This window comes from Bergeyella cardium (genome assembly GCF_009914665.1).
GTDB lineage: Bacteria > Bacteroidota > Bacteroidia > Flavobacteriales > Weeksellaceae > Bergeyella_A > Bergeyella_A cardium.
This window is the reverse complement of sequence record NZ_CP029149.1, coordinates 1,703,329-1,724,107: the sequence shown is the minus strand read 5'-3', so window position 1 is coordinate 1,724,107 and position 20,779 is coordinate 1,703,329. Positions and strand designations below refer to the sequence as shown.

The window sequence follows — 20,779 nt, the reverse complement described above, 5'->3', positions numbered from 1 at the left end:
TTTAATTATCGTCTCATTCCACCTGTACCACCAGTTCTAAGGCTACTTCCACTGCCGGAGTTCATATGAATCCCTCCTCCACTGGAGCCACTGCTGTTCATATTCGTATTTCTAAAGCCTCCATTATCAAAGGAAGAGTTTCTCCTCATAGAATTGGTATTTGAATTATTCCTCATACCACCATTATACTGAGGTTCCTGTCTGTAATAGCCATTAGAAGATCGGTTATTGTTATAGTAACTACCCGTTCTGTATGAATCATCGGAATAATTTCTGTTAGAACCAGAATCCATTCGTATACCAGGATACTGTCTATTTGCAGGCTCAAAAACTCTGCTGTTAGAATAGCCACTTGTATTTACTCCGCTTGCTCGCCTTGGGTAATAATTATACCCTCTACCATAATAGTACGGATAATAATAACCACCATAATAAAATGGGTCATAGTAGCCATAATAGCCTCCATAATATCTCCAAGGATAGTAGTATGGGCTGTAGTATCTATTATAACCATACCACGGGCTTCCCCAGCCCCAGCTGAAACCAAAATTCCAACCACCCCAAGAGTCCCACCCCATATTCCAGCCCCAAGGATAAGAATATCCATAATCCCAATAATAAGGAGAATAGCTTCCCCAGCCCCAATATGGATTATAACTGTTGTAATTATAATAGTTGATTTGAGTACCCGTATAATCTCCCCAGTCGGAGCTCGGTTTTTTATGAGAATATTTGGTTCTGTATCTGGATTTTGCTTCCTCTACATTTTCTTTATTCTTTTCTATAACTCCTTTCCCTGCATTGAAATCATAAGGCTCTCCTACTTTATTCCCAGAATCAGGATAATAATCTTTTGGCAGTGTATCCTTATTTGGGTCGTAGTACACTCCATCGGTTTCGGTATATCCTCCTGTATAGACTATACAAGATGTCATTAGAAGCGATGCAGAAAATGCCATTGTAGCCATTTTAAGCGCTCTAAACCCGAAAAAATTGTTGTAGATACCAGTTTTCATAACAAAAAATTTTTAAATTTTAATATATTTGCAATCGTTTTGAAACCAAAACTATACCAATAGATTTTGAGAATCATAGTGTAAAAGTACGGTTTTTATTTTAGATTAATGTTTAAAAAAAAGTTAAAACTATAAATGGCAAAATTAACATCAAGAAATGAGGATTACAGTAAATGGTACAATGAGCTTGTAACCAAAGCAGATTTAGCAGAAAGCTCCGGCGTAAGGGGCTGTATGGTCATCAAACCCTACGGATATGCAATCTGGGAAAAAATGAGAGACGAAATGGATAGAAAGTTTAAGGAAACAGGGCATCAGAACGCTTACTTCCCGATTTTTGTACCCAAAAGCCTCTTTGAAGCTGAAGAAAAAAATGCTGAAGGCTTCGCAAAAGAATGCGCCGTAGTTACCCACTATCGATTGAAAACCGACCCCGAGAATCCTCAAAAGCTCATCGTAGATCCAGAAGCTAAGTTAGAAGAAGAGCTTATCGTAAGACCCACTTCTGAAGCCATTATATGGAATACCTACAAGAGCTGGATACAATCCTACCGAGACCTCCCTATTCTCATCAACCAATGGGCAAATGTCGTTCGCTGGGAAATGCGTACCCGACTCTTCCTCCGCACCGCTGAATTCCTCTGGCAGGAGGGGCACACTGCACACTCTACAAGAGAAGAAGCCGTAGAAGAAACCGAAAAAATGCTGGAAGTATATGCTGATTTCGCAGAAAACTTTATGGCAATTCCCGTAGTAAGAGGCGTTAAAACCCCAAGCGAAACTTTCGCGGGAGCAGAAAAAACCTATTGTATAGAAGCCCTGATGCAAGATGGTAAGGCACTACAAGCAGGGACTTCCCACTTCCTCGCACAGAATTTCTCTAAAGCCTTTGATGTGAAATTTACCAATAAAGAAGGTAAGTTAGATTATGCTTGGGCAACCTCCTGGGGCACTTCCACAAGGCTAATGGGCGCACTTATTATGACCCACTCTGATGACCTCGGGCTGGTACTCCCTCCCAACCTCGCACCGATACAGGTAGTCATCGTACCTATATTCAAAGGTGAAGAGCAGCTCGCACAAATCAGCGAACAAGCATTAAACATCGTGAGCAAACTCAAACAAAAAGGTATCTCTGTAAAGTTCGATGATGATACCCAAAACAAACCAGGATGGAAGTTCGCCGAATACGAACTCAAAGGAGTACCCATACGCATCGCAATGGGAGCTCGAGACCTTGAAAATAAAACTGTAGAAATCGCCCGTAGAGATACCCTCACCAAAGAAACTCAACCCATAGACGGTATAGAAAACTATATAGAAAACCTCCTTAAAACCATTCAGCAGGATATCTACAACAAAGCCCTCAACTACCGAGATGAGCATATAACAAAAGTAGATACCTACGAAGAATTTAAACGAATACTCGAAGAGAAAGGCGGCTTCATCTCCGCTCATTGGGACGGCACCGAAGAAGAAGAACAGCGAATAAAAGACGAAACAAAAGCAACCATCCGCTGCATTCCTCTTGATAGCCAACCCGAAGAAGGCGTCTCCCTCATCACAGGAAAACCTTCCAAACAGAGAGTCCTCTTCGCCAAAGCCTACTAATACAGCATAGCCGGTGAGGCACAGCTACCAGCCGACGGACTTACAGCTACTAGCTGACGGACTTAGCTACAGCGTAGTAGGCACAGCTACCAGCTGACGGACTTAGCCACAGTGTGGTAGGCAATTATTCTGTCGTCATATGACGACGGTATAGTTTTGTGCCAAAAAGTCCTGTCGGCACGCCCCGACGGTATAATCTTCTGCCAAAAAATCCTATCGTCATATGACGACGGCATAGTTTTGTGCCAAAAAGTCCTGTCGGCACGCCCCGACGGCATAGTTTACTACCTAAATTGCCCCGTCGGGGTACTTATCAGCTTCTGGCTAATAGCTGATAGCTTCTGGCTAATAGCTATTAGCCATCAGCCAAAAGCCTGCTTGCCTATCGTGTACTGCTGGGTATGGCTATCGTACTGGGCAGAGATATGGTGGAGACCATTGCTGAGGATAATCTGCTCGGCACCGATAGTGGAATTATACCTTGCGACTTGCTCAAAGGTTTTTTCGCTCAGCTTGATGTGGGGAGCTTTGCATTCTATCAGGATTTTGGGGAGGGTTTTCTCGGTAATCAGCAGGTCGATTCGCTTGGGAGTACCATTGACTTCCACCTTTTTTTCGGTGATAAGAGCAGAGGGGCTGTATTTTTTCTCAGTGATGAAGAAATGTACCCAGTGCTGGCGCACCCATTCCTCTGGGGTAAGCAGGAGCCACGCCTTGCGGACTACATCATAAATAAAAAACTTATCTTTGTCTCGTTTAATCTGGAAATCAAATTTCGTTTTGAAATTAAGCACAGGAAGCTCCATACGATTATGAAAGAATTAGAATCACTCGTCAAAAATATCAAAAATAAAGAAATACTGCCGATTTATTTCCTCCACGGTGCAGAGCCTTATTTTATAGACCAGCTGGTAAAGGTGATAGAGGATGAAGTGCTCTCGGAAGATGAGCGGGACTTCAACCAAACGGTAGTTTATGGAAAAGATACCTCGTATCCAGAGGTGCTTTCGCTGGCTCGGCAGTTCCCAATGATGGGCGAAAGGCAAGTTATTATCGTAAAAGAAGCCCAAGACCTACGCCTCACTGAAACTGAAACCGAAGCGCTGATACAGTACGCTCAGAACCCCATCCCCAGTACGGTGCTGGTATTTGCACACAAAAATAAAAAGCTCGATGGCAAGAAAAAAAAGCTCAACGCCGCACTGAAACCCTACCTCTTCCTCTCTGAAGAGGTGAGAGATTATGAGCTCCCAAAACTCATCCAACAAGAATTACAAAAGATGGGCATCAAGACCGCGCCTAATATCTCCAATCTACTGGCAGAATATATGGGGAACGACCTTTCGCGTATCTTCAATGAGCTGAATAAAGTAAAAATTATCCTGAAAGATGGGGAGGTACTCGATGAAAAATTAGTGGAGCGGTATATCGGTATTAGCAAAGAGTATAATGTCTTTGAACTGCAAAATGCCATTGCCCTGAAAGATGTAACGAAAGCCTTTAAAATCGCCTACTTTATGGGTAAGAATGAGAAAGAAAATCCTATCATCAGTATTGTTTCCGTACTTTTTTCGTTCTTTTCAAAGGTGATTATCTATCATACCCTTGCCGATAAATCCAAAGCCTCTGTGGCAACAGCACTGGGGATTAATCCATTTTTTGTAAAAGATTATCAGGCTTCGGCTGGGCTTTATCCACTCAAATATGCTACGAGAATCATCACCCTCCTACGGGAAATCGATATGAAGTCTAAGGGCTTGGGAGCTAACCAAACTTCAGACGGAGAACTGCTAAAAGAGCTGGTGTATAAAATCATTAACATCGATAAAATAAAAGTGAAAGTTTAAAAAGATAGAATTATGAAAAGACTGATAAGAATAAACCTCATCTCCATTCTCGCTTTAATGCTGGTGGGGTGTGATGCTAACTCAGATGAAGTGCTGCAACAGCAAGCAGAGCAAATCATCTCTGCCTATCCCAATGCTTCGGTGGAAGTAAAAGATGGCGTACTTACCCTAAAAGGGAATTTTGACACTTCAAAAGACAAAGCAGAAGCCCTACAAAAGCTGAATAAAATTAAAGATACACAGACTGTGAAAGACGAAGCTGCATCATTAGAGGATTTAATAAAGGATACCAGTATCTCCCCAGAAGATTTACAAAAGGTGATAGACCTCGCAAAGGACTTCCCCTCTATACAAGTAGAGGTAGTAGATGGGAAACTCACGCTAACGGGTAAAGCATCTTCTACTCAGGATAAAATCATCAGGCGCTCGCTCCCAACACTTGATATAGACTATAATTATACCGTACAATAGAAGGATGCAGGTACATCCTTTCTTTGTAACTTGGTTTGAAAAGCGATATATTTGCCCTCATTCAAATAAATGAATTAAAGAATGAAACACCTTAAAATATTCAGGCTTATTGCTCTTCTCTCGGTAATTACAGCATCTATTGCACACGGTATTCATTTCCTTTCTCCTATATCTGATGAAATTCTAAAAGCAGCACATTTATTTCTCGGTATAGGAGCTATTCTTTATGGAATTAGCAGGAAGCACCTCACAACTTGGATTATGGTATCCATCATCCTCGGAGTACTGGTGGGGAGCGATGCACCCAGTATAGCAATAGCCCTTCAGCCACTAAGCCAAGGCTTTATTAAGGTAATTAAAACCATCGTAGGGCCTATCTTAATCGCTACTTTGGTCTATGGAATAGCTGGGCACTCCGACCTGAAGCAGGTAGGGCGTATGGCGTGGAAGTCATTAGTCTATTTCTACAGCCTTACTACCATTGCTCTATTCATAGGTTTGGCAGCGATTAATATTTCCCAAGCAGGTGCGGGGGTAGATGCTTCCAAAATCCCACAGTACGAGCTACCATCGGCTTCGTCTGCAAAGGAAAAAGACCTTAAAGCATTAGAGCATATCCCTGAAAATGACCAGTGGATTTATAAAACTACATCCTTTTTCAGAGATATATTCCCTGAAAATATCATTAAATCGGTGTACGAAAACCAAGTGCTTCAAATCGTAGTATTCTCCGTAATCTTCGGGATAGGATTGGCAAAACTCCCTGAGGAAAAGAAGAGACCAATTGTAGATTTTATGGACAGCCTTGCGGAGACGATGTTTAAATATACCCACATTGTGATGTATTTCGCACCTATGGGCGTAGGCGCAGCAATGGCTTATACCGTAGGGCATATGGGTGTGGATATATTGAAATACCTTTTTATGCTTCTCTTCACGCTCTATGCAGCGCTGATTGCCTTTATCCTGCTCATCTTATTGCCCATTGCACTCTATTTTAAAATTCCGATCAGGAAATTTATCCAAGCGATAAAGGAACCCGTGTCTATTGCCTTTGCAACCACCAGTTCAGATGCTGCTCTGCCTACTGTAATGCAGAATATGGAGAACTTCGGAGTACCGAGAAAGATTGTTTCCTTCGTAGTACCTACGGGGTATAGCTTTAACCTTGATGGCACTACGCTCTACCTCTCCCTCGCCTCTATTTTTGTAGCTCAAGCGGCAGGCATAGACCTCTCTTTTGGGCAGCAGTTGCTCATCTGCCTTACCCTCATCGTTACCAGCAAAGGCGTAGCCGCCATTCCACGAGCATCGCTGATTATCCTGATAAGCACCGCAGACCAGTTTGGGCTCCCCACCTTTATTATCGCAGCGATATTAGGAATAGATGAGCTTATGGATATGGGGCGTACCTCTGTAAATGTTATCGGGAATTGCCTCGCCTCTGTGGTTATTGCTAAATGGGAAGGCGAGTTTGATGATGCCAAAGCCTTAGCCTTTGAAGAAGAATAATATTAATTACCATTGAAACCTACTAAAGCTAACCCAACTATGCTTTTCCTTATCCCAGCCTATCTATCTGATGAATCTCCACAAGCATATTTCGCACCGATAATTAAGGAATATATCCTGAAAACCGATTATTTTTTTGTGGAAAATGAGAAAACAGCACGCAAAGTCATCAAATTCTTTGCTCCAGAGAAGAAACAGGCAGATTTAAAACTCTTCCTCCTCGATAAATATTCTGAAACGGAAGACTTAAAAGAGGCTCAACAACTGATGAAACAAGGACAAGACTTTGGGCTACTCTCCGAAGCTGGACTCCCCTGCATAGCCGACCCAGGTAATATTATGGTAAGCTGGGCACACCGAAATGGGATAAAAGTTATCCCCGTCAATGGACCTTCATCCATCATCTTAGCACTGATAGGGAGTGGGTTTAATGGGCAGGAATTTACCTTCCACGGTTATCTACCGATAGATAAATCTCAGAAGAAAGCTAAAATCCAACAACTGGAACAGCAAGTACAGCGTACAGGCTATACCCAAATCTTTATGGAGACCCCATACCGCAACAATCAACTTTTTGATGACCTTACGAAATACCTCTCTCCAAGCTCAAAACTCTGCATAGCGGCGAACATCAACCACCCTGCGGAGGAGTTCATTAAAACCCTAAGCATCAGAGACTGGAAAAACCATAAACCCGAGCTCCACAAAATCCCCACTGTGTTCGTTCTCGGGAGATAAGTGCTCTATTTTCATTCATTTCAACCCTAATTTAATCTACAAACTATGCAGGCAGGCAAGACCCAAACCCTCACCATTACCGAAAAAACAAATCAAGGCTTCTATCTTTCAGATGTGAATAACGAAACTGTATTTATCGCCAACATCTTCTCAGAAAATCATTGGAAAAAAGGCGATGAAGTAGAGGTATTCATCTACCAAGAAGATGGAATTCTAAAAGCCACCAACGAGAAACCCTATGCCGAAGTAGGCGAATTTGCCGTAATGAAATGCGTGCAAACCCTGCCCTCAGGGGCATTCTTGGACTGGGGCATTATCAAAGATATTTTTGTGCCTTATAAAGAGCAAAAAGGAAAAATGGTAGAAGGCAAACGCTACCTGGTTTTTGTCTATGAAGATGAAGCAACTGGACTTATCACCGCCACTGCCAAGTTTAAACGGAACCCTTCCTACTCTCATCTCCCGCTCAAAAAGGGAGAAAAGGTCTCTCTCATCGTGATGAACGAATCTGAATTGGGGTGGAATGTGATCATCAATCAAAAATACATCGGGCTCGTCTATGCCTCAGAAGTCTATACCCCGCTCTACCCCCTTTCCGAGATTATAGGCTACATAAAAACCCTGCGCGAAGACGGCAAAATAGATGTGAGCCTGCAGCCCCAAGGCTTTGAAAACATAGAAATCTACAAAGAATACATCCTCCAAAAGCTCGAAGAGAACTATGGACTGCTCCACCTCTCTGATAAATCTTCCCCCGAGGAAATAAAATCTGTAGTCCAAATGAGCAAAAAGAATTTCAAAAAAGCCATCGGTAGCCTCTACAAAGAACAAAAAATACAAATCTTTGAGGATAAAATTACCATTGTGAATGATAAGAGATAGGGTAGCTTTTGGCTACTGGCTTTTGGCTAATTATCATTTTAATAAAAAAATCCTGTATTTTTTATCAACTTTTAGGTTCTTAACCGCGTTTTCCTGGTTCCTAACCAGGTCGACGGCCTTTTTAACCGCAACGACGGGGTCTTTAACCCTATCATTTGGGTCTCTGACCCTTTCTCTATTTTTAATGTAAGCTCCCCTCGTGCTAACGAGCTCCCCTACTAAGTGCCTCACTGGCTACAGTGTGACGGCTTCGGGGACGAGGAGGGAGTAGTCTCCATTATGAGCGATAATCTCACGGACGATGCTACTGCTGATAAACGACTTCCCAGAGGAAGTAAGGAGGAAAACCGTCTCCAGCTTTTTATGGGAAATGGTTCGGTTGGTATGGGTAATTGCCTTTTCAAACTCGAAATCGGCAGGGTTTCGGAGCCCACGAAGGATATACTGAGCATTTTTTTTAGCACAGTAATCTACGGTAAGCCCTTCATAATAATCTACCTCCACATTGGGGAAGTGCTCTACGGATTTTTGTATAAATTCTATCCTCTTTTCGAGAGGGAACATATAGTTCTTCTTGGAATTTTGCCCAATAGCGATGATGAGCTTGTCGAAAAGGGGTACAGCGCGTTCTATAATATCATAATGTCCTAAGGTAATCGGATCAAAAGACCCTGGAAAGACTGCGATTTTCATTTTGTTTTTTTATTTGTTGAGTGCTTTTTCTACTTCGTTTCCACAGAGGTCGGTGATGGACATACCATAATGCCTTGCCTGCTGTGGGAGAATGCTCGCTGGAGAAAAGCCAGGATTGGTATTCATCTCCAAAAGATAAGGTGTCCCGTTCATAATGATGTATTCACTACGAGAGAAGCCCGACATTCCTAAGGACTCATAAGCCCTTTTAGCGATATCCTCTACCTTCTGGCGAGTCTCATCATCCAAGCGAGCTGGGGTAATCTCTTCAGAAGCACCTTCGTATTTGGCTTCGTAATCAAAAAACTCATTTTTAGGGACAATTTCGGTAATGCCCAATACTGTGGTTTTACCTTTATAGTCTATCACACCTACGGAAACCTCCGTTCCATCGAGGAAACTCTCAATGAGCACCTCATCATCTTCTGCAAAGGCAAAGTCAAGGGCTTTATCAAAGTCTGAAATATCTTTCACTTTTGATATCCCAAGCGATGAACCACTCTGGTTGGGCTTCACAAAAAGTGGAAGACTGAGCTCGGAGATTATTTTTTCAGCATCTACCTTCTCCCCTTTTCTGATGTATATGCTCTTTGCTGAGGGTATTCCGTATTTAGAAAGTACAGCAAGGGTATCTTTTTTATTAAAGGTAAGAGCGCTCTGGTAAAAATTGCAACCCGTATATCTCTGCCCAATGGTATCCCAATAGGCTTGAAGCTCACCATTCTCACCAGGTTTCCCGTGTATGGTATTAAAGCAGACATCAAATTTGAGGATTTTCTCTCCTCTGCTCACGCTAAAATCTGCTTTATTAATAGGTAATTTACTACCATCATCATCAAGGAAATACCATTCATCTTTCAAGATAACTACTTTAAAGACATTGTAGAGATTTCTATCAAGAGATTCAAAGATAAGCTCGCCACTTCTTAGCGAGACTTTATACTCATCAGAATAGCCGCCCATCACTACGGCAACATTTTTTTTAGCCATTTCTATTAAGGTTTAAGGCAAAGTTAATGAAATAATAAATAACTAAGCGATGAACTTCATTTTCATCAAAAGCGAAAAACATTTTCTATATTTGCCCTCATTATAATTGAGAAGAATATGCTGAAATCATTTTTCAATTGGAAGGTATTGCTAAACATCGTTATTGCAATGGTAGTTTTCATCGGACTTATATTCTTTACTTTCCGTTGGCTCGAGCATCATACCAACCACGGACAGGAAATCCCAGTACCCAACATTATCAATATGCAGATTACAGATGCAATTAAAACATTGGAAGATGCTGGGCTACAATATAAGGTAGATAGCGGTGAGTTTCAGCCACAGTATAAACCTCTACAAGTACTCCAAATATGGCCTGCACCAGGCTCTCGTGTGAAAAGCAATAGAGAGATTGAAATAAGAATCAACCCAAAAACTTGGGCAAAAGTTACCATACCTGATATTTTAGACAGATACAAAGGGCTTGCCTTTCGCCAATTGGAACAGGTAGGACTAAAAATAGGAGATACCATTTATGAACCCAGCATACAAAGAGATGCCGTTATCCGTATGCAGCTCGATGGTAAAGTATTAAAACCTGGCGACCAAGTAGCGAGATTTACACCAATAGATTTAGTCATCGGTACAGGTCCTAAAAGGAATGTGCCTATCCCTAACCTTATTGGCTTAACCGTAGAAGAAGCAGAAATGATTATCGGCAGACACCTCTTTGAAATAGGGCTAGTAGAATACGAGGATGGAAAAGGTGATAAAACAGATATCATCTACTTCCAAGACCCAGCGGGAGGCGCTCTTCGTGACCAGGGAATGCAAATAGACCTCTGGGCAAGCAAGAAAGTACCAAGTGAAATGGGAGATAAAATATCTCAACTAAACAGTATATACAGGACGAGGGTAGAAAACATCCCATCAGATGATGGTTATTATATTAACGACAATGCTTTCGGCACGGAACATCTCAGCTCACCTAAGCCCATAGACAGTCCGAAGATAAAACCTCAGCCTGAAAAACCAAAAGCTGAAACTCCTAAACCTAAAAAAGAGGACAACCCTCAGCCGAAAAAAGAAAATAAACCCGAAACCTCCAAACCAAAGGATAATCAACCAAAAAAAACAGAGGAAAAACCTAAACCAAAAGACGAAAAACCTAAGGTAAAAAAGGTAGTTGTAGAGTAAAAAACAAATTCATTGCACATTCAATCTCCCATAGATTTCAATAAAGAAGAACAGCTAAATTTCTACAAAATTGATGAAGTCTGCGGGAGAATCTATTTAATAATACCTATGGAACACCCAAACGAAGACCTATTTGAAGAGGATTTTAGCACTACCGATACCTCATCAGACGATGAGAACTCAGGGCTTTTCGAGCACCTCAGTATCACGGTGGACAAGAAGCAAGAGCCCCTTCGTATAGATAAATTCCTCCTCATCTACAGGCAAAACTCCTCACGAAATAAAATCTCACAAACCTGCCGAGCAGGGAATGTCCTCGTAAATGGGCAACCCGTAAAGCAGAATTACAGAGTAAAACCAGGCGATGAAATCTCAGTACTGCTGGCTCACCCTCCGCGGGAGAATGTCATCATCCCTCAAAATATCCCCATCAATATCGTCTATGAAGATGATGATGTTTTGGTAATAGACAAAGAAGCGGGAATGGTAGTACACCCAGGCTTTGGGAACTGGGACGGCACGCTCGTAAATGCCGTAGCCTACCACTTTGAGCAGAATGGGCTGAAGACCGACTTAGACCGCATCGGGCTGGTACATCGTATCGATAAAGATACATCGGGACTGCTCGTCATCGCCAAGAATGAATATGCCCTCTCCCACCTCGCCAAGCAGTTCTTCGACAGGAAGACCAAGCGCCTCTACTGGGCATTCGTCTGGGGAAATCTAGAGGATGACCAAGGTACCATCCGTGGGAACATCGGCAGGCACCTGAAAAACCGTATGCAAATGGCAGTCTACGAAGACGGCAGCCACGGCAAGCACGCCGTAACCCACTACAAAGTCCTCGAACGCTTTCGGTATATGACCTGGGTAGAGTGCAAACTAGAAACGGGGCGCACCCACCAAATCAGAGCACACTTCAGGCACATCGGGCATACCCTCTTCAATGACGAGCGATACGAAGGCAATGTCATTCTGCGCGGCATCAACCTCCCGAAGTACAAACAGTTTGTACAAAATGTTTTTGAGATCCTCCCAAGGCACGCTCTCCACGCGCATACTCTCGGCTTCATCCACCCCACTACGAAAGAGGAAATGTATTTTGAAAGCCCTATGCCCCACGATATGCAGTCCGCCATCGATAAATGGAGAAACTATCTCTCCGCTCAGCAATAGGTTTTCAGCGGTAGGCTTTAAGCCCTAAGCAGTAGGCTTTTTATATGCTGAGAGTGCCTCATTTTATAGCGAAAGTCCATCAGCATAATAGTTAAGAGAAGGATTTTTCAGGAAACCCACAGTGTGGGGAACACAGTTTCCAGCTGAGGGACTTACTCACTAGCATGGGGAGCACTTAAAAACAATTGCCTGCCACGCTGTGGCTAAGTGCCTCTCGTGCTAACGAGTGCTCTCCACGCGAGTGGATGCCTCACCGGCTACGGTCTAATTGCCTGCCACGCTGTGGCTAAGTGCTCCCCACGCAGTGGGTGGAAGTTTTGGGTGAGGGAGAGGTATTGCGGGGAGTATTGTCGGGGAGAGGATTCTATTGTAAAGTTGGTGGATTGAGTGGGGAGGTTGAGTTTGGAGAGCTCGAGGAGGTTTCGTTTGAGGGCTCCGCCTTGAATCCCGTAGATATTAACGATTTGTTTCAGGAAAAAACCTTGCTGGAGGGCGGTATGTATAAAACCTTCTGCCTCTGTGGAGGGGATGATGACGATGAGGGCACCTTTGGGAGAGAGGAGCGCGTAGGATTTGGATATGAGGGTAGGGAAATCAAGCTCGAGTTTTTGTCTGGCGAGTATATCTTTTTGTGAGGCGTTGGTCTCGAAATAGGGTGGATTGGAGACGATATAATCAAAGGGATAGGGAGGGTTTAGGGCTTTAAAATCGATATTCAATACGCCAAGCCTGTCGTTAAAGGGCGAGTTTTGGAAATTGGTTTGAGCGAGCTGGGCAGCATTGGGGTCTATATCTATGGCTGTGATGAGGCTTTTGGGGAACCTTTGGGCAAGCATCAGGGAGATGAGCCCCGTGCCTGTGCCTACTTCTAAAACCCGACCAGAGACATTTGCCATAGCACCGAGGAGCACGCCATCGGTACCCACTCGGAAGACTTGTTTGGACTGCTGAATCTCAAACTGCTGAAATCTGAAAGGCTTCATAGGGAGGGGGATTAAACGCTTGCTGGGAGGGTGATGATGAAACTCGTCCCCACCCCGATTTCGGATCGGAGGGAGATCTCGCCTTGGTAGTCGGTGACCATTTTTTTGACCATACTTAGCCCCAGACCTTTCCCAGAGCTTTTGGAGGTAAAGTTCGGCTCAAAGATTCGCTCGTACATATCCTCTGCTATACCGATACCATTGTCCTGCACAGAGATTTTCACCTTTCGGTTAATCTGCTCTATCTTGATATGAATGCGGAGGGCTCTGTCGTCCGACTTCGCTTGTTTGGCATTGGTAATAAGATTCACGATAATCCTGTTCAGGTATATCTTATCCATATTGATAAGGATATCGCTACGGTTGGAGGAGATTTTAATATCATCTTCGTGGAAAATCTGCACGATATTCATCACCTCATCTTTTAGGTTGAAGACTTCATTATTCTTCTCTGGCAAGGTTTCAAACTGAGAGAAAGCATCTGCTACGGCGGTGATAAGGTCTATCTGTGAGATGAGCGTAGTGCAGAGGTTCTTTACCCTGTCATAAATCTTCGGGTCTTCGGGATTAAACTTTCGCTCAAAATTCTGAATGCTGAGCTTCATTGGGGTGAGGGGGTTTTTCACCTCGTGGGCTACCTGCTTTGCCATTTCTCGCCACGCACCTTCCTTCGCGGTGTGGGAGAGCCTGTCTTTCTGATACTGTATCTGCAAAAGCATCTTGTTGTATGAATTAACGAGGGAGCTTAGCTCATCATTAGGATAATAGCGTATGGGGTTCATATTCTCACCAAAGAGGGTAATCTTGGCAATCATATCCGAGAACTTCCTTATGGTCTGCGATACATTATTAGAAATAACCCAGCTCACCGCTATACTGATGAGGATAACGATAAAGTTGAGAAAGATGATATATTTGGTATACCGCTCCAAAACACTGAGATAAACCGAATCTGAATGATAATACGGTAGATAAACGATGGCAATTGGCTTCAGCACATTATTTTTTAAGAGGATGTAGGAGGAGAAAAGATTGGCTTCAAGCGCCTCATCATAAGACTGCTCATCTACTCTGTATTGATTTTGGAGCAGCCGATGAATAATCTTCTGATCTACCTTCTTCTGTGGTACTAAATCTTTCTCCTTATTTGAGAGGAGGTAATTGCCCTGCAAGTCGTAGATAATAAGGTCGTGTTTATTGATATCTGCTATCTCATAGATGGCATTTTCCAGAACTTTGGGCAGGTCTCGGGTATCCACTTCGGAGTGGCTGATGGAGTAATCTAATGCTGCCATCATTGCATCTGCCTTATTCTGCTGGTCGGTCTGGCTAAGCTGAATAGAATTATTCCTTAATATATAATAAGAAATAAGAGTAGTCCCCGCCATACTGAGAAAGCAGATAAAGATAAAGCCCCAGAAGACTTTATTTCTCAAGCTCAGGTTTAGGCCTTTGTAGGTATACATAAAGAGAGGTTATTTATTGATTAGTTTAGCGACATACTTCCCGATGATGTCAAACTCCAAATTGACGCTATCACCGATTTTCAAAAGATGAAGATTGGTATGCTCCCAAGTGTAAGGGATAAGCGCTACCGAGAAAGAATGGCTCCCACTCTGCGCTACGGTGAGGCTAACGCCATTCACAGTAATAGAACCTTGGGCTACGGTGGTGTATTCCCTACTCTCATCATAGCTGATGCTAACGAAATAGCTGCCGTCTTTATTCTCTATCCCTGCCACTACTCCTGTGCGGTCTATATGCCCCTGCACGATATGCCCGTCTAGCCTGCCTCCCATCTGCATACACCTTTCTAGATTGATGAGGCTCCCTACCTGCCAGCTTCCAAGATTGGTTTTCTCAAGGGTTTCATCTATGGCATTTACGGTATATCTATCGCCTGCGATATCTACTATGGTGAGGCAGCAGCCATTATGTGCCACGCTTTGGTCTATTTTCAATTCACTCGTAAAAGGGCTACTGAGCACAAAGTTGATATTCGTACCTTTTTTCTCTATCTGCTCTACCCTTCCCATCGCTTCTATAATTCCTGTAAACATATTTTTAGCATTAAATTAATCTACCGAGAGCGGTCTCTATACTCTCTTTCTCAATTTTGAGATTACAAATATAACAAAACCTACTTGGCTATTGGCAGTATCCACTCGCGTAGGAATACTTATTAGTATGAAGAGCACCTTAACAGGCGTAATGATTAGAGATTAGTATTCCAAAGCACCTACAGCTTAGAGCCTACTGCAAAATTCCCTATCTTTGTGCGGTTTTATTTTTAAATTTAACGATATCAAAAATGTCTAAAACACAAAAAATAAGAGTAGGAATTTCTATTGGCGACTTTAATGGCATAGGTCCAGAAGTGATAATGAAATGCCTAAAAGATAAAAGTATTACAGAATTTTTCACTCCTGTTATTTTCGGTTCTGGGAAGCTCTTTACCTCTCAAAAAAATATCTTTAAGATTAATATTAATTTCAATTACATCTTAAAAGCCAATCAGGCACAAGACGGGAAGCTCAATATGGTCAACCTATGGAAAGATGAGGTAAGCGTACAGCTGGGTACTCCTACGGAGGAATCCACAAAGATGGCAATAGACTCCCTCGAAGCAGCTACGGAAGCATTGAAACAAGGTGAAATAGATGTACTGGTAACCGCACCAATTAATAAAGATGAAATGATAAAATACGGCTTCAAGCACGCGGGGCATACGGGATTCCTCGAAGAAAAACTCGGAGCAAAAGGACTGATGTTCTTGGTAACCGACTCACTAAAAGTAGCCGTATCTACCCACCATATCCCCATTACGGAAGTAGCACAAAACATCTCCAAAGAGAAAATTGTAGAGCAGGTAAGACTTCTCAACAAAACAATGATAGAAGATTTCTGCATTCAGAAACCTAAAATCGCCATACTGGGGCTAAACCCACATGCTGGCGATGGTGGAGCAATAGGCAAAGAGGAGATAGACATCATTAACCCTGCTATAAAACAGCTTTGGAATGAGGGAATTCTCGCCTTTGGAGCTTTCCCTGCCGACAGTTTCTTCCAGCCAGAGAAATATCAAAAGTTTGATGCCGTACTCGCAATGTATCACGATCAAGGACTGGCACCTTTCAAAACCCTCGCCTACGAGGAGGGAGTGAACTATACGGCTGGGCTTCCATTTGTACGCACCTCGCCCGACCACGGCACGGCATACGACATCGCAGGGCAAAACAAAGCTGATGAACACAGCTTTATGGAAGCCATATTTACCGCAATAAAGATTTATAAAAACAGAATGGAATATCAGGAATTGATAGCTAACCAATTAAAAAAATCCAACATAAAAGATAATGGCGTAGATGAAGACCTGCCAGAAGCATAAAAGAATGAGAGAGAAAGCAGCCTCTCTCTTTTCTTTTTTTAAGGTAATTTAGACATCATCTATTTTATTCAGTCATTCTATAAAGGTGATTTTTATCATTAGCTCCCACTTCATTTCTTATTATACTTGCAGGGTGAAAACATTGGTCACATTTACTTTCTCTATCATCATACTGCTTGTGAGTACTCCAAGTGGTTTTCTTATGGTAGATTACCATTGCAACAAGAACTTCTACGAGACTCATTGTATCAACAAGAAAACACCAAAGTCTGACTGCCACGGGAAATGTGAGCTGAGGAAAAATTCAAAAATCAAGGAGCTAAGTACCAATTCCACCATTTCATTTCCAGAATTTAATATCATCTCCCCAGAATATATTTCATTATCCATACAAAGGGAAATCCCTCTGGGAGATAAAAAGATTGCAGACGCTCAAGAACACAATTCTATCACTTCTCTATTTTATGATATCCCCTACCCTCCTCCTGAGGTTTAGGCTTTTTCTATTTAATGCTGGCTGAAATTCTTCTCAGCCACAGACTTCATTATATTATTATATCATTTAAATTTATCATTAACTTCAATGGTAAGCAAAGTGCATATATTACCATTGGTAAAACGACTTATTATGAACAAAGTATTTTTATTATTCAGTATATTATTATCGTCTTTGTATTTCTCTCAAGGAGGCGATGTACCTGCATCTGAAAGAGCAGAATTAGAGAGAATCTATAACGAAAACAACGGAGAAAAATGGCCAAAAAAAGAAAAATGGAACTCCGTATCCCCAGTGGAAGAATGGGAAGGCATTAGTGTGGTAACAAATGAGAAAGGAGAAAAACATATAGAAACCATTAACCTGACCTCAAATCAGCTTACAGGAGTCTTTAGCCTTGCCAACCTCCCAGAACTGAAGAAAATCTTCCTCTCATCTAACCAAATATCTGGGATTAGCTTGGATAAAACATTGGAAAAGCTGTCTTACCTGATGATAGACGACAATAATTTGGAAGAATTACACCTTGAAAACTTCCAGCTATTGGAGCAGATTAATGTATACAGCAACGCTAATCTGGCTACGCTTTCTCTCAATAACCTCCCTAAGCTAAAAAACATACAGGCGTACTCTTGTAAATTAAACAATGTATCGCTGAGCAGCCTCGGGGCTTTGGAAACCTTAAGCCTGCATGGCAACCAGATCAGCAGTATAGACCTCAGCCCTTTCACTACGCTTACCCATTTATATTTAGCAAAAAATACATTCACTACACTTAATATTAGAGGTCTTTCCCAACTAAAATTTTTAGACATACAGGAGAATCTAAAGCTTACAACATTAGAAACTGGCGAGCATCCTGAGCTCATTAACTTCTACGCAAGCAAGTCTAATGAGCTCAAAGGTTATATAGACCTCGGCAAATCTGCAAAGCTGAAAATCTTCCACGCTTTGCATACGAAGGTGGAAGCAGTAAACCTGAAAAATGGGAATAATAAATGGATGGCGAGCAAAAACAGCGTACTCATCAGTGATAAGGTAAAATGTATCGCGGTAGATGATCCAAAAGCCGCAAGAAACCCTTCCACGCCGAGAAATAATCCTTACAAATCCAAAAACTGGGATATAATCTGGGCTACTGGATACACCCGAGAAAACGGCTTCCAAGAAGATTGTAAAGACGCCCTCAATGCCGATGAAGTACAAGTACAAAAGAGAGATTTCAAACTCACCAACCCCGTAAAAGAAGTACTCTGGGTACAGGGCTTGGAAGATATTAAGACCATTGAAATCTACTCTCCAAATGCGCAGCTGATAAAAACGATATCCGGCAACAAAGCCAATGTCTCCTCACTCGCAAAAGGGCTTTATTTCATCAAAATATATACAACCAAAGGTGTATTAACTTCTAAAATCATCAAAGAATAAGCTATGAACAAGTTATTTTTTATCCTCAGCCTCGTTTTCTGTCTATCGCTAAGCGCGCAAGATGTCCCCGAAAATGAAAGAAACATACTCATCAGCTTCTACAACCAAACCAATGGCAATGATTGGGCAGACCATACCAACTGGGCAACCAACGAGCCCGTAGAGTCCTGGCACGGCATCACAGTAGAAGAGATAGAGGGCAAGAAGCACATTACCAAAGTGCATTTGCCTGCCAATAACCTCACGGGAGAGCTCGCTTTGGGAGACCTCCCCCATCTGAAAATCCTCCACCTGAGAAAAAATAAGCTCACCAAAGTAGCCATCAATAACTTTCCAAAATTGGAAATACTGCAGATAGACTATAATGCAACGCTTACAGAAGCTACATTCAACAGCTTGCCAGAGCTCTTGGAGCTATCGCTCAACGAGGACAGGCTTACCCAAATCAGCGTTCATCCAAAGGAACTCCCCAAAATACAGGAGCTCCACCTGAGGGGCAACCATTTCAAGACCGCTTTCTTTGAGAACCTCGAGCATCTCAAATGGCTGTTCATCAACAAATGCCCATACCTCGAAAGCCTCAGCATAAGCAATCTCCCCGCTTTGGAGCGCCTCTATGTCAATCAGGACTTCAAGCTCGCAGGCTATTTAGACCTCAGCTCTTTCAGCAAGCTCAAAGCATTTATCGCGGCCTACACTTCCCTCTCGGTAGTGAATCTCAAAAACGGGAATAATATCAATGCCGAGACCTATGAAGATGCAATAAGCATCTATCACGACAGCAAGAACCTCGTAAAATGCGTAGCCGTAGACAACCCCGATGCGGCAATGAAAAACGAGCTGCCATACAAAAACTGGAAGATAAGATGGGTAGACCTGAAACCAAACTACCGTGCCGATTGCTCCGACTATATGGCGTCCGATGAAGTGAAGACCAAAAGCAGCTTCAAAATCTCCAACCCGGTAAAAGATACCCTCTGGATACAAGGCGTAGACGGACTAAAATCCATCGAAATCTACTCCTCTACGGGGCAATTAGTCAAAACCATTCTCGGCAACCAAGGCGATGTATCCTCCCTTCCAAAAGGGGTTTATTTCCTCAAAATAAACACCCCATCCGAGAGCCTCACAGCAAAAATCATCAAACAATAATGAGCTGATGGCCTCTGGCTAATGGCTTTTAGCCTAAAAATCCCTCTCTCAGCAGAGGGATTTTTTCTTTTATCTATCCATTTTTACTTTTTAGATACCTCGCACCATATGCCTGTAGCATAATAAATCACCCATCACTTAAAGCCTACTTTATTGCTTGCAGCTTTTATTATCTTTGCACCTGAAAATTTTATTAGAATGAGTGCATTGAGAGTTGTATTTTTTGGAACGCCAGACTTTGCAGCGGAATCGCTGAGGGCAATACACCAGTCGGCACACGAAGTAGTGGGCGTGGTAACGGTAGCAGATAAGGCAAGCGGACGCGGACAGAAAGTGAACCAATCCCCAGTAAAGAGATTTGCGGTGGAGCATCATCTGCCCCTATTTCAGCCCGAAAAACTTAGAGACAATGAGTTTTTGGAGAGTATCAGAGCGCTGAATGCCGATATTTTTGTGGTGGTAGCCTTCCGAATGATGCCTAAAATCCTCTGGGAGATGCCAAAGCTCGGTACTTTTAACCTCCACGCGTCATTATTGCCGGATTACAGGGGTGCGGCACCTATTAATTATGCCATTATCAATGGGGAAAGTGAGACGGGGGTAACGACTTTTTTCATCAACGAGAAGATAGACGAGGGGAATCTATTGCTCCAAGCAAAAACAGCGATTGGGGACGATGAAAATGCGGGGAGCTTGCACGACAGGCTGATGGAAATCGGGAGCAAGCTGGTAGTAGAAACCCTTGATAGGCTCTCTGAGGGGTGCATCACTGAGCGACCTCAGCCGCAGGTGGAGCATCCGAAAAATGCCTTCAAGATATTTAAGGAAGATACGAGAATCTACTGGCAGCAGCCCTCTCAAGCGGTTCACAACTTTATACGAGGGATGTCTCCCTACCCTTGCGCCTTTACGACGCTTTCTATAAATGGCGAGAGCAAGGGGCTTAAAATATTCTCTGGGAAGTATGAGCTCCTCCCTCACAAGCGCGAGGCAGGAAAAATAGAGCTGAGCAAAAGCGAGCTCAGGATTTTTACTCAGGACGGCATTTATAGCCCAGAGGAAGTGCAGCTCGAGGGGAAGAAAAGGATGAGCATAAAGGATTTTCTCAATGGTTTCCAGTCATTGGAGGGCATCCAGCTCGGCTAAATATTAAACACTATCTTTGCGAAAATTTTTGGGCTCGGAGAGACCGAGTAACT

The 20,779-nt window shown here is 42.7% G+C and carries 20 protein-coding genes; 13 read left to right on the top strand and 7 right to left on the bottom strand.

Features of this window, described 5'->3' with window-relative positions; genetic code table 11:
* Nucleotides 1-5: 5 nt before the first annotated feature.
* Nucleotides 6-1,016, bottom strand: a complete 1,011-nt coding sequence (locus DBX24_RS07895; RefSeq protein ID WP_160224508.1) for a DUF3300 domain-containing protein — start codon at nt 1,014-1,016, stop codon at nt 6-8.
* Nucleotides 1,017-1,151: 135 nt separating this feature from the next.
* Between DBX24_RS07895 and proS the strand changes: the two genes are divergently transcribed.
* Nucleotides 1,152-2,627 (top strand): proline--tRNA ligase, encoded by a 1,476-nt coding sequence (proS, locus tag DBX24_RS07890; protein WP_160224507.1) that lies wholly within the window; start codon nt 1,152-1,154, stop codon nt 2,625-2,627.
* A gap of 362 nt (nt 2,628-2,989) precedes the next feature.
* Here proS and DBX24_RS07885 read toward each other — a convergent pair whose 3' ends face one another.
* The gene (locus DBX24_RS07885; protein ID WP_120489167.1) at nt 2,990-3,433 is read right to left on the bottom strand and encodes a type I restriction enzyme HsdR N-terminal domain-containing protein; all 444 of its coding nucleotides are present in this window, start codon (nt 3,431-3,433) and stop codon (nt 2,990-2,992) included.
* A 6-nt stretch (nt 3,434-3,439) separates the two neighbouring features.
* On the opposite strand from DBX24_RS07885, the gene holA reads away from it, so the two are divergent.
* The 5 genes from holA (at nt 3,440) to DBX24_RS07860 (ending at nt 8,077) form a co-directional block, all read left to right on the top strand.
* On the top strand, nt 3,440-4,474 hold the full coding sequence (holA, locus tag DBX24_RS07880; RefSeq protein ID WP_120489168.1) for a DNA polymerase III subunit delta: 1,035 nt from the start codon (nt 3,440-3,442) through the stop codon (nt 4,472-4,474).
* A 12-nt stretch (nt 4,475-4,486) separates the two neighbouring features.
* Complete coding sequence (locus DBX24_RS07875; RefSeq protein WP_160224506.1) at nt 4,487-4,945, top strand: BON domain-containing protein; 459 nt, start codon at nt 4,487-4,489, stop codon at nt 4,943-4,945.
* An 81-nt stretch (nt 4,946-5,026) separates the two neighbouring features.
* Nucleotides 5,027-6,457 (top strand): dicarboxylate/amino acid:cation symporter, encoded by a 1,431-nt coding sequence (locus tag DBX24_RS07870; RefSeq protein ID WP_160224505.1) that lies wholly within the window; start codon nt 5,027-5,029, stop codon nt 6,455-6,457.
* Between the two features lie 39 nt (nt 6,458-6,496).
* Nucleotides 6,497-7,195, top strand: a complete 699-nt coding sequence (locus DBX24_RS07865) for an SAM-dependent methyltransferase (protein WP_160224729.1) — start codon at nt 6,497-6,499, stop codon at nt 7,193-7,195.
* Nucleotides 7,196-7,240: 45 nt separating this feature from the next.
* A complete protein-coding gene (locus DBX24_RS07860; RefSeq protein WP_160224504.1) occupies nt 7,241-8,077 on the top strand; it encodes a CvfB family protein in 837 nt (278 codons plus the stop codon).
* A gap of 234 nt (nt 8,078-8,311) precedes the next feature.
* On the opposite strand, the gene coaD is transcribed toward DBX24_RS07860, so the two are convergent.
* The gene (coaD, locus tag DBX24_RS07855) at nt 8,312-8,770 is read right to left on the bottom strand and encodes a pantetheine-phosphate adenylyltransferase (protein WP_120489173.1); all 459 of its coding nucleotides are present in this window, start codon (nt 8,768-8,770) and stop codon (nt 8,312-8,314) included.
* A 9-nt stretch (nt 8,771-8,779) separates the two neighbouring features.
* Complete coding sequence (locus tag DBX24_RS07850; RefSeq protein WP_120489174.1) at nt 8,780-9,760, bottom strand: D-alanine--D-alanine ligase; 981 nt, start codon at nt 9,758-9,760, stop codon at nt 8,780-8,782.
* Nucleotides 9,761-9,877: 117 nt separating this feature from the next.
* Between DBX24_RS07850 and DBX24_RS07845 the strand changes: the two genes are divergently transcribed.
* On the top strand, nt 9,878-10,957 hold the full coding sequence (locus DBX24_RS07845; RefSeq protein ID WP_120489175.1) for a PASTA domain-containing protein: 1,080 nt from the start codon (nt 9,878-9,880) through the stop codon (nt 10,955-10,957).
* 108 nt (nt 10,958-11,065) lie between these two features.
* A complete protein-coding gene (locus DBX24_RS07840) occupies nt 11,066-12,133 on the top strand; it encodes an RluA family pseudouridine synthase (RefSeq protein ID WP_160224728.1) in 1,068 nt (355 codons plus the stop codon).
* Nucleotides 12,134-12,390: 257 nt separating this feature from the next.
* Here DBX24_RS07840 and DBX24_RS07835 read toward each other — a convergent pair whose 3' ends face one another.
* Genes DBX24_RS07835 through DBX24_RS07825 form a run of 3 tightly spaced genes read right to left on the bottom strand, consistent with a single transcriptional unit; the run spans nt 12,391 to nt 15,176 of the window.
* Entirely contained in the window at nt 12,391-13,116 is a 726-nt protein-coding gene (locus DBX24_RS07835) for a tRNA1(Val) (adenine(37)-N6)-methyltransferase (RefSeq protein WP_185150747.1), read from the bottom strand.
* An 11-nt stretch (nt 13,117-13,127) separates the two neighbouring features.
* A complete protein-coding gene (locus tag DBX24_RS07830; RefSeq protein ID WP_160224503.1) occupies nt 13,128-14,582 on the bottom strand; it encodes a sensor histidine kinase in 1,455 nt (484 codons plus the stop codon).
* Nucleotides 14,583-14,591: 9 nt separating this feature from the next.
* Nucleotides 14,592-15,176, bottom strand: a complete 585-nt coding sequence (locus DBX24_RS07825; protein ID WP_120489180.1) for a riboflavin synthase — start codon at nt 15,174-15,176, stop codon at nt 14,592-14,594.
* Between the two features lie 251 nt (nt 15,177-15,427).
* On the opposite strand from DBX24_RS07825, the gene pdxA reads away from it, so the two are divergent.
* From pdxA to fmt, 5 genes are all read left to right on the top strand, one after another.
* Entirely contained in the window at nt 15,428-16,504 is a 1,077-nt protein-coding gene (pdxA, locus tag DBX24_RS07820; protein WP_120489181.1) for a 4-hydroxythreonine-4-phosphate dehydrogenase PdxA, read from the top strand.
* A 133-nt stretch (nt 16,505-16,637) separates the two neighbouring features.
* Nucleotides 16,638-17,000 carry a hypothetical protein gene (locus tag DBX24_RS07815; RefSeq protein WP_160224502.1) on the top strand — a complete coding sequence of 121 codons (363 nt, stop codon included), beginning with the start codon at nt 16,638-16,640 and terminating at the stop codon, nt 16,998-17,000.
* A 132-nt stretch (nt 17,001-17,132) separates the two neighbouring features.
* Nucleotides 17,133-18,428 (top strand): T9SS type A sorting domain-containing protein, encoded by a 1,296-nt coding sequence (locus tag DBX24_RS07810; protein ID WP_160224501.1) that lies wholly within the window; start codon nt 17,133-17,135, stop codon nt 18,426-18,428.
* A gap of 3 nt (nt 18,429-18,431) precedes the next feature.
* Nucleotides 18,432-19,580, top strand: coding sequence for a T9SS type A sorting domain-containing protein (locus DBX24_RS07805; protein WP_160224500.1), 1,149 nt, complete (start codon nt 18,432-18,434; stop codon nt 19,578-19,580).
* A 198-nt stretch (nt 19,581-19,778) separates the two neighbouring features.
* Nucleotides 19,779-20,726, top strand: a complete 948-nt coding sequence (gene fmt, locus DBX24_RS07800) for a methionyl-tRNA formyltransferase (RefSeq protein WP_160224499.1) — start codon at nt 19,779-19,781, stop codon at nt 20,724-20,726.
* Nucleotides 20,727-20,779 lie beyond the last annotated feature (53 nt).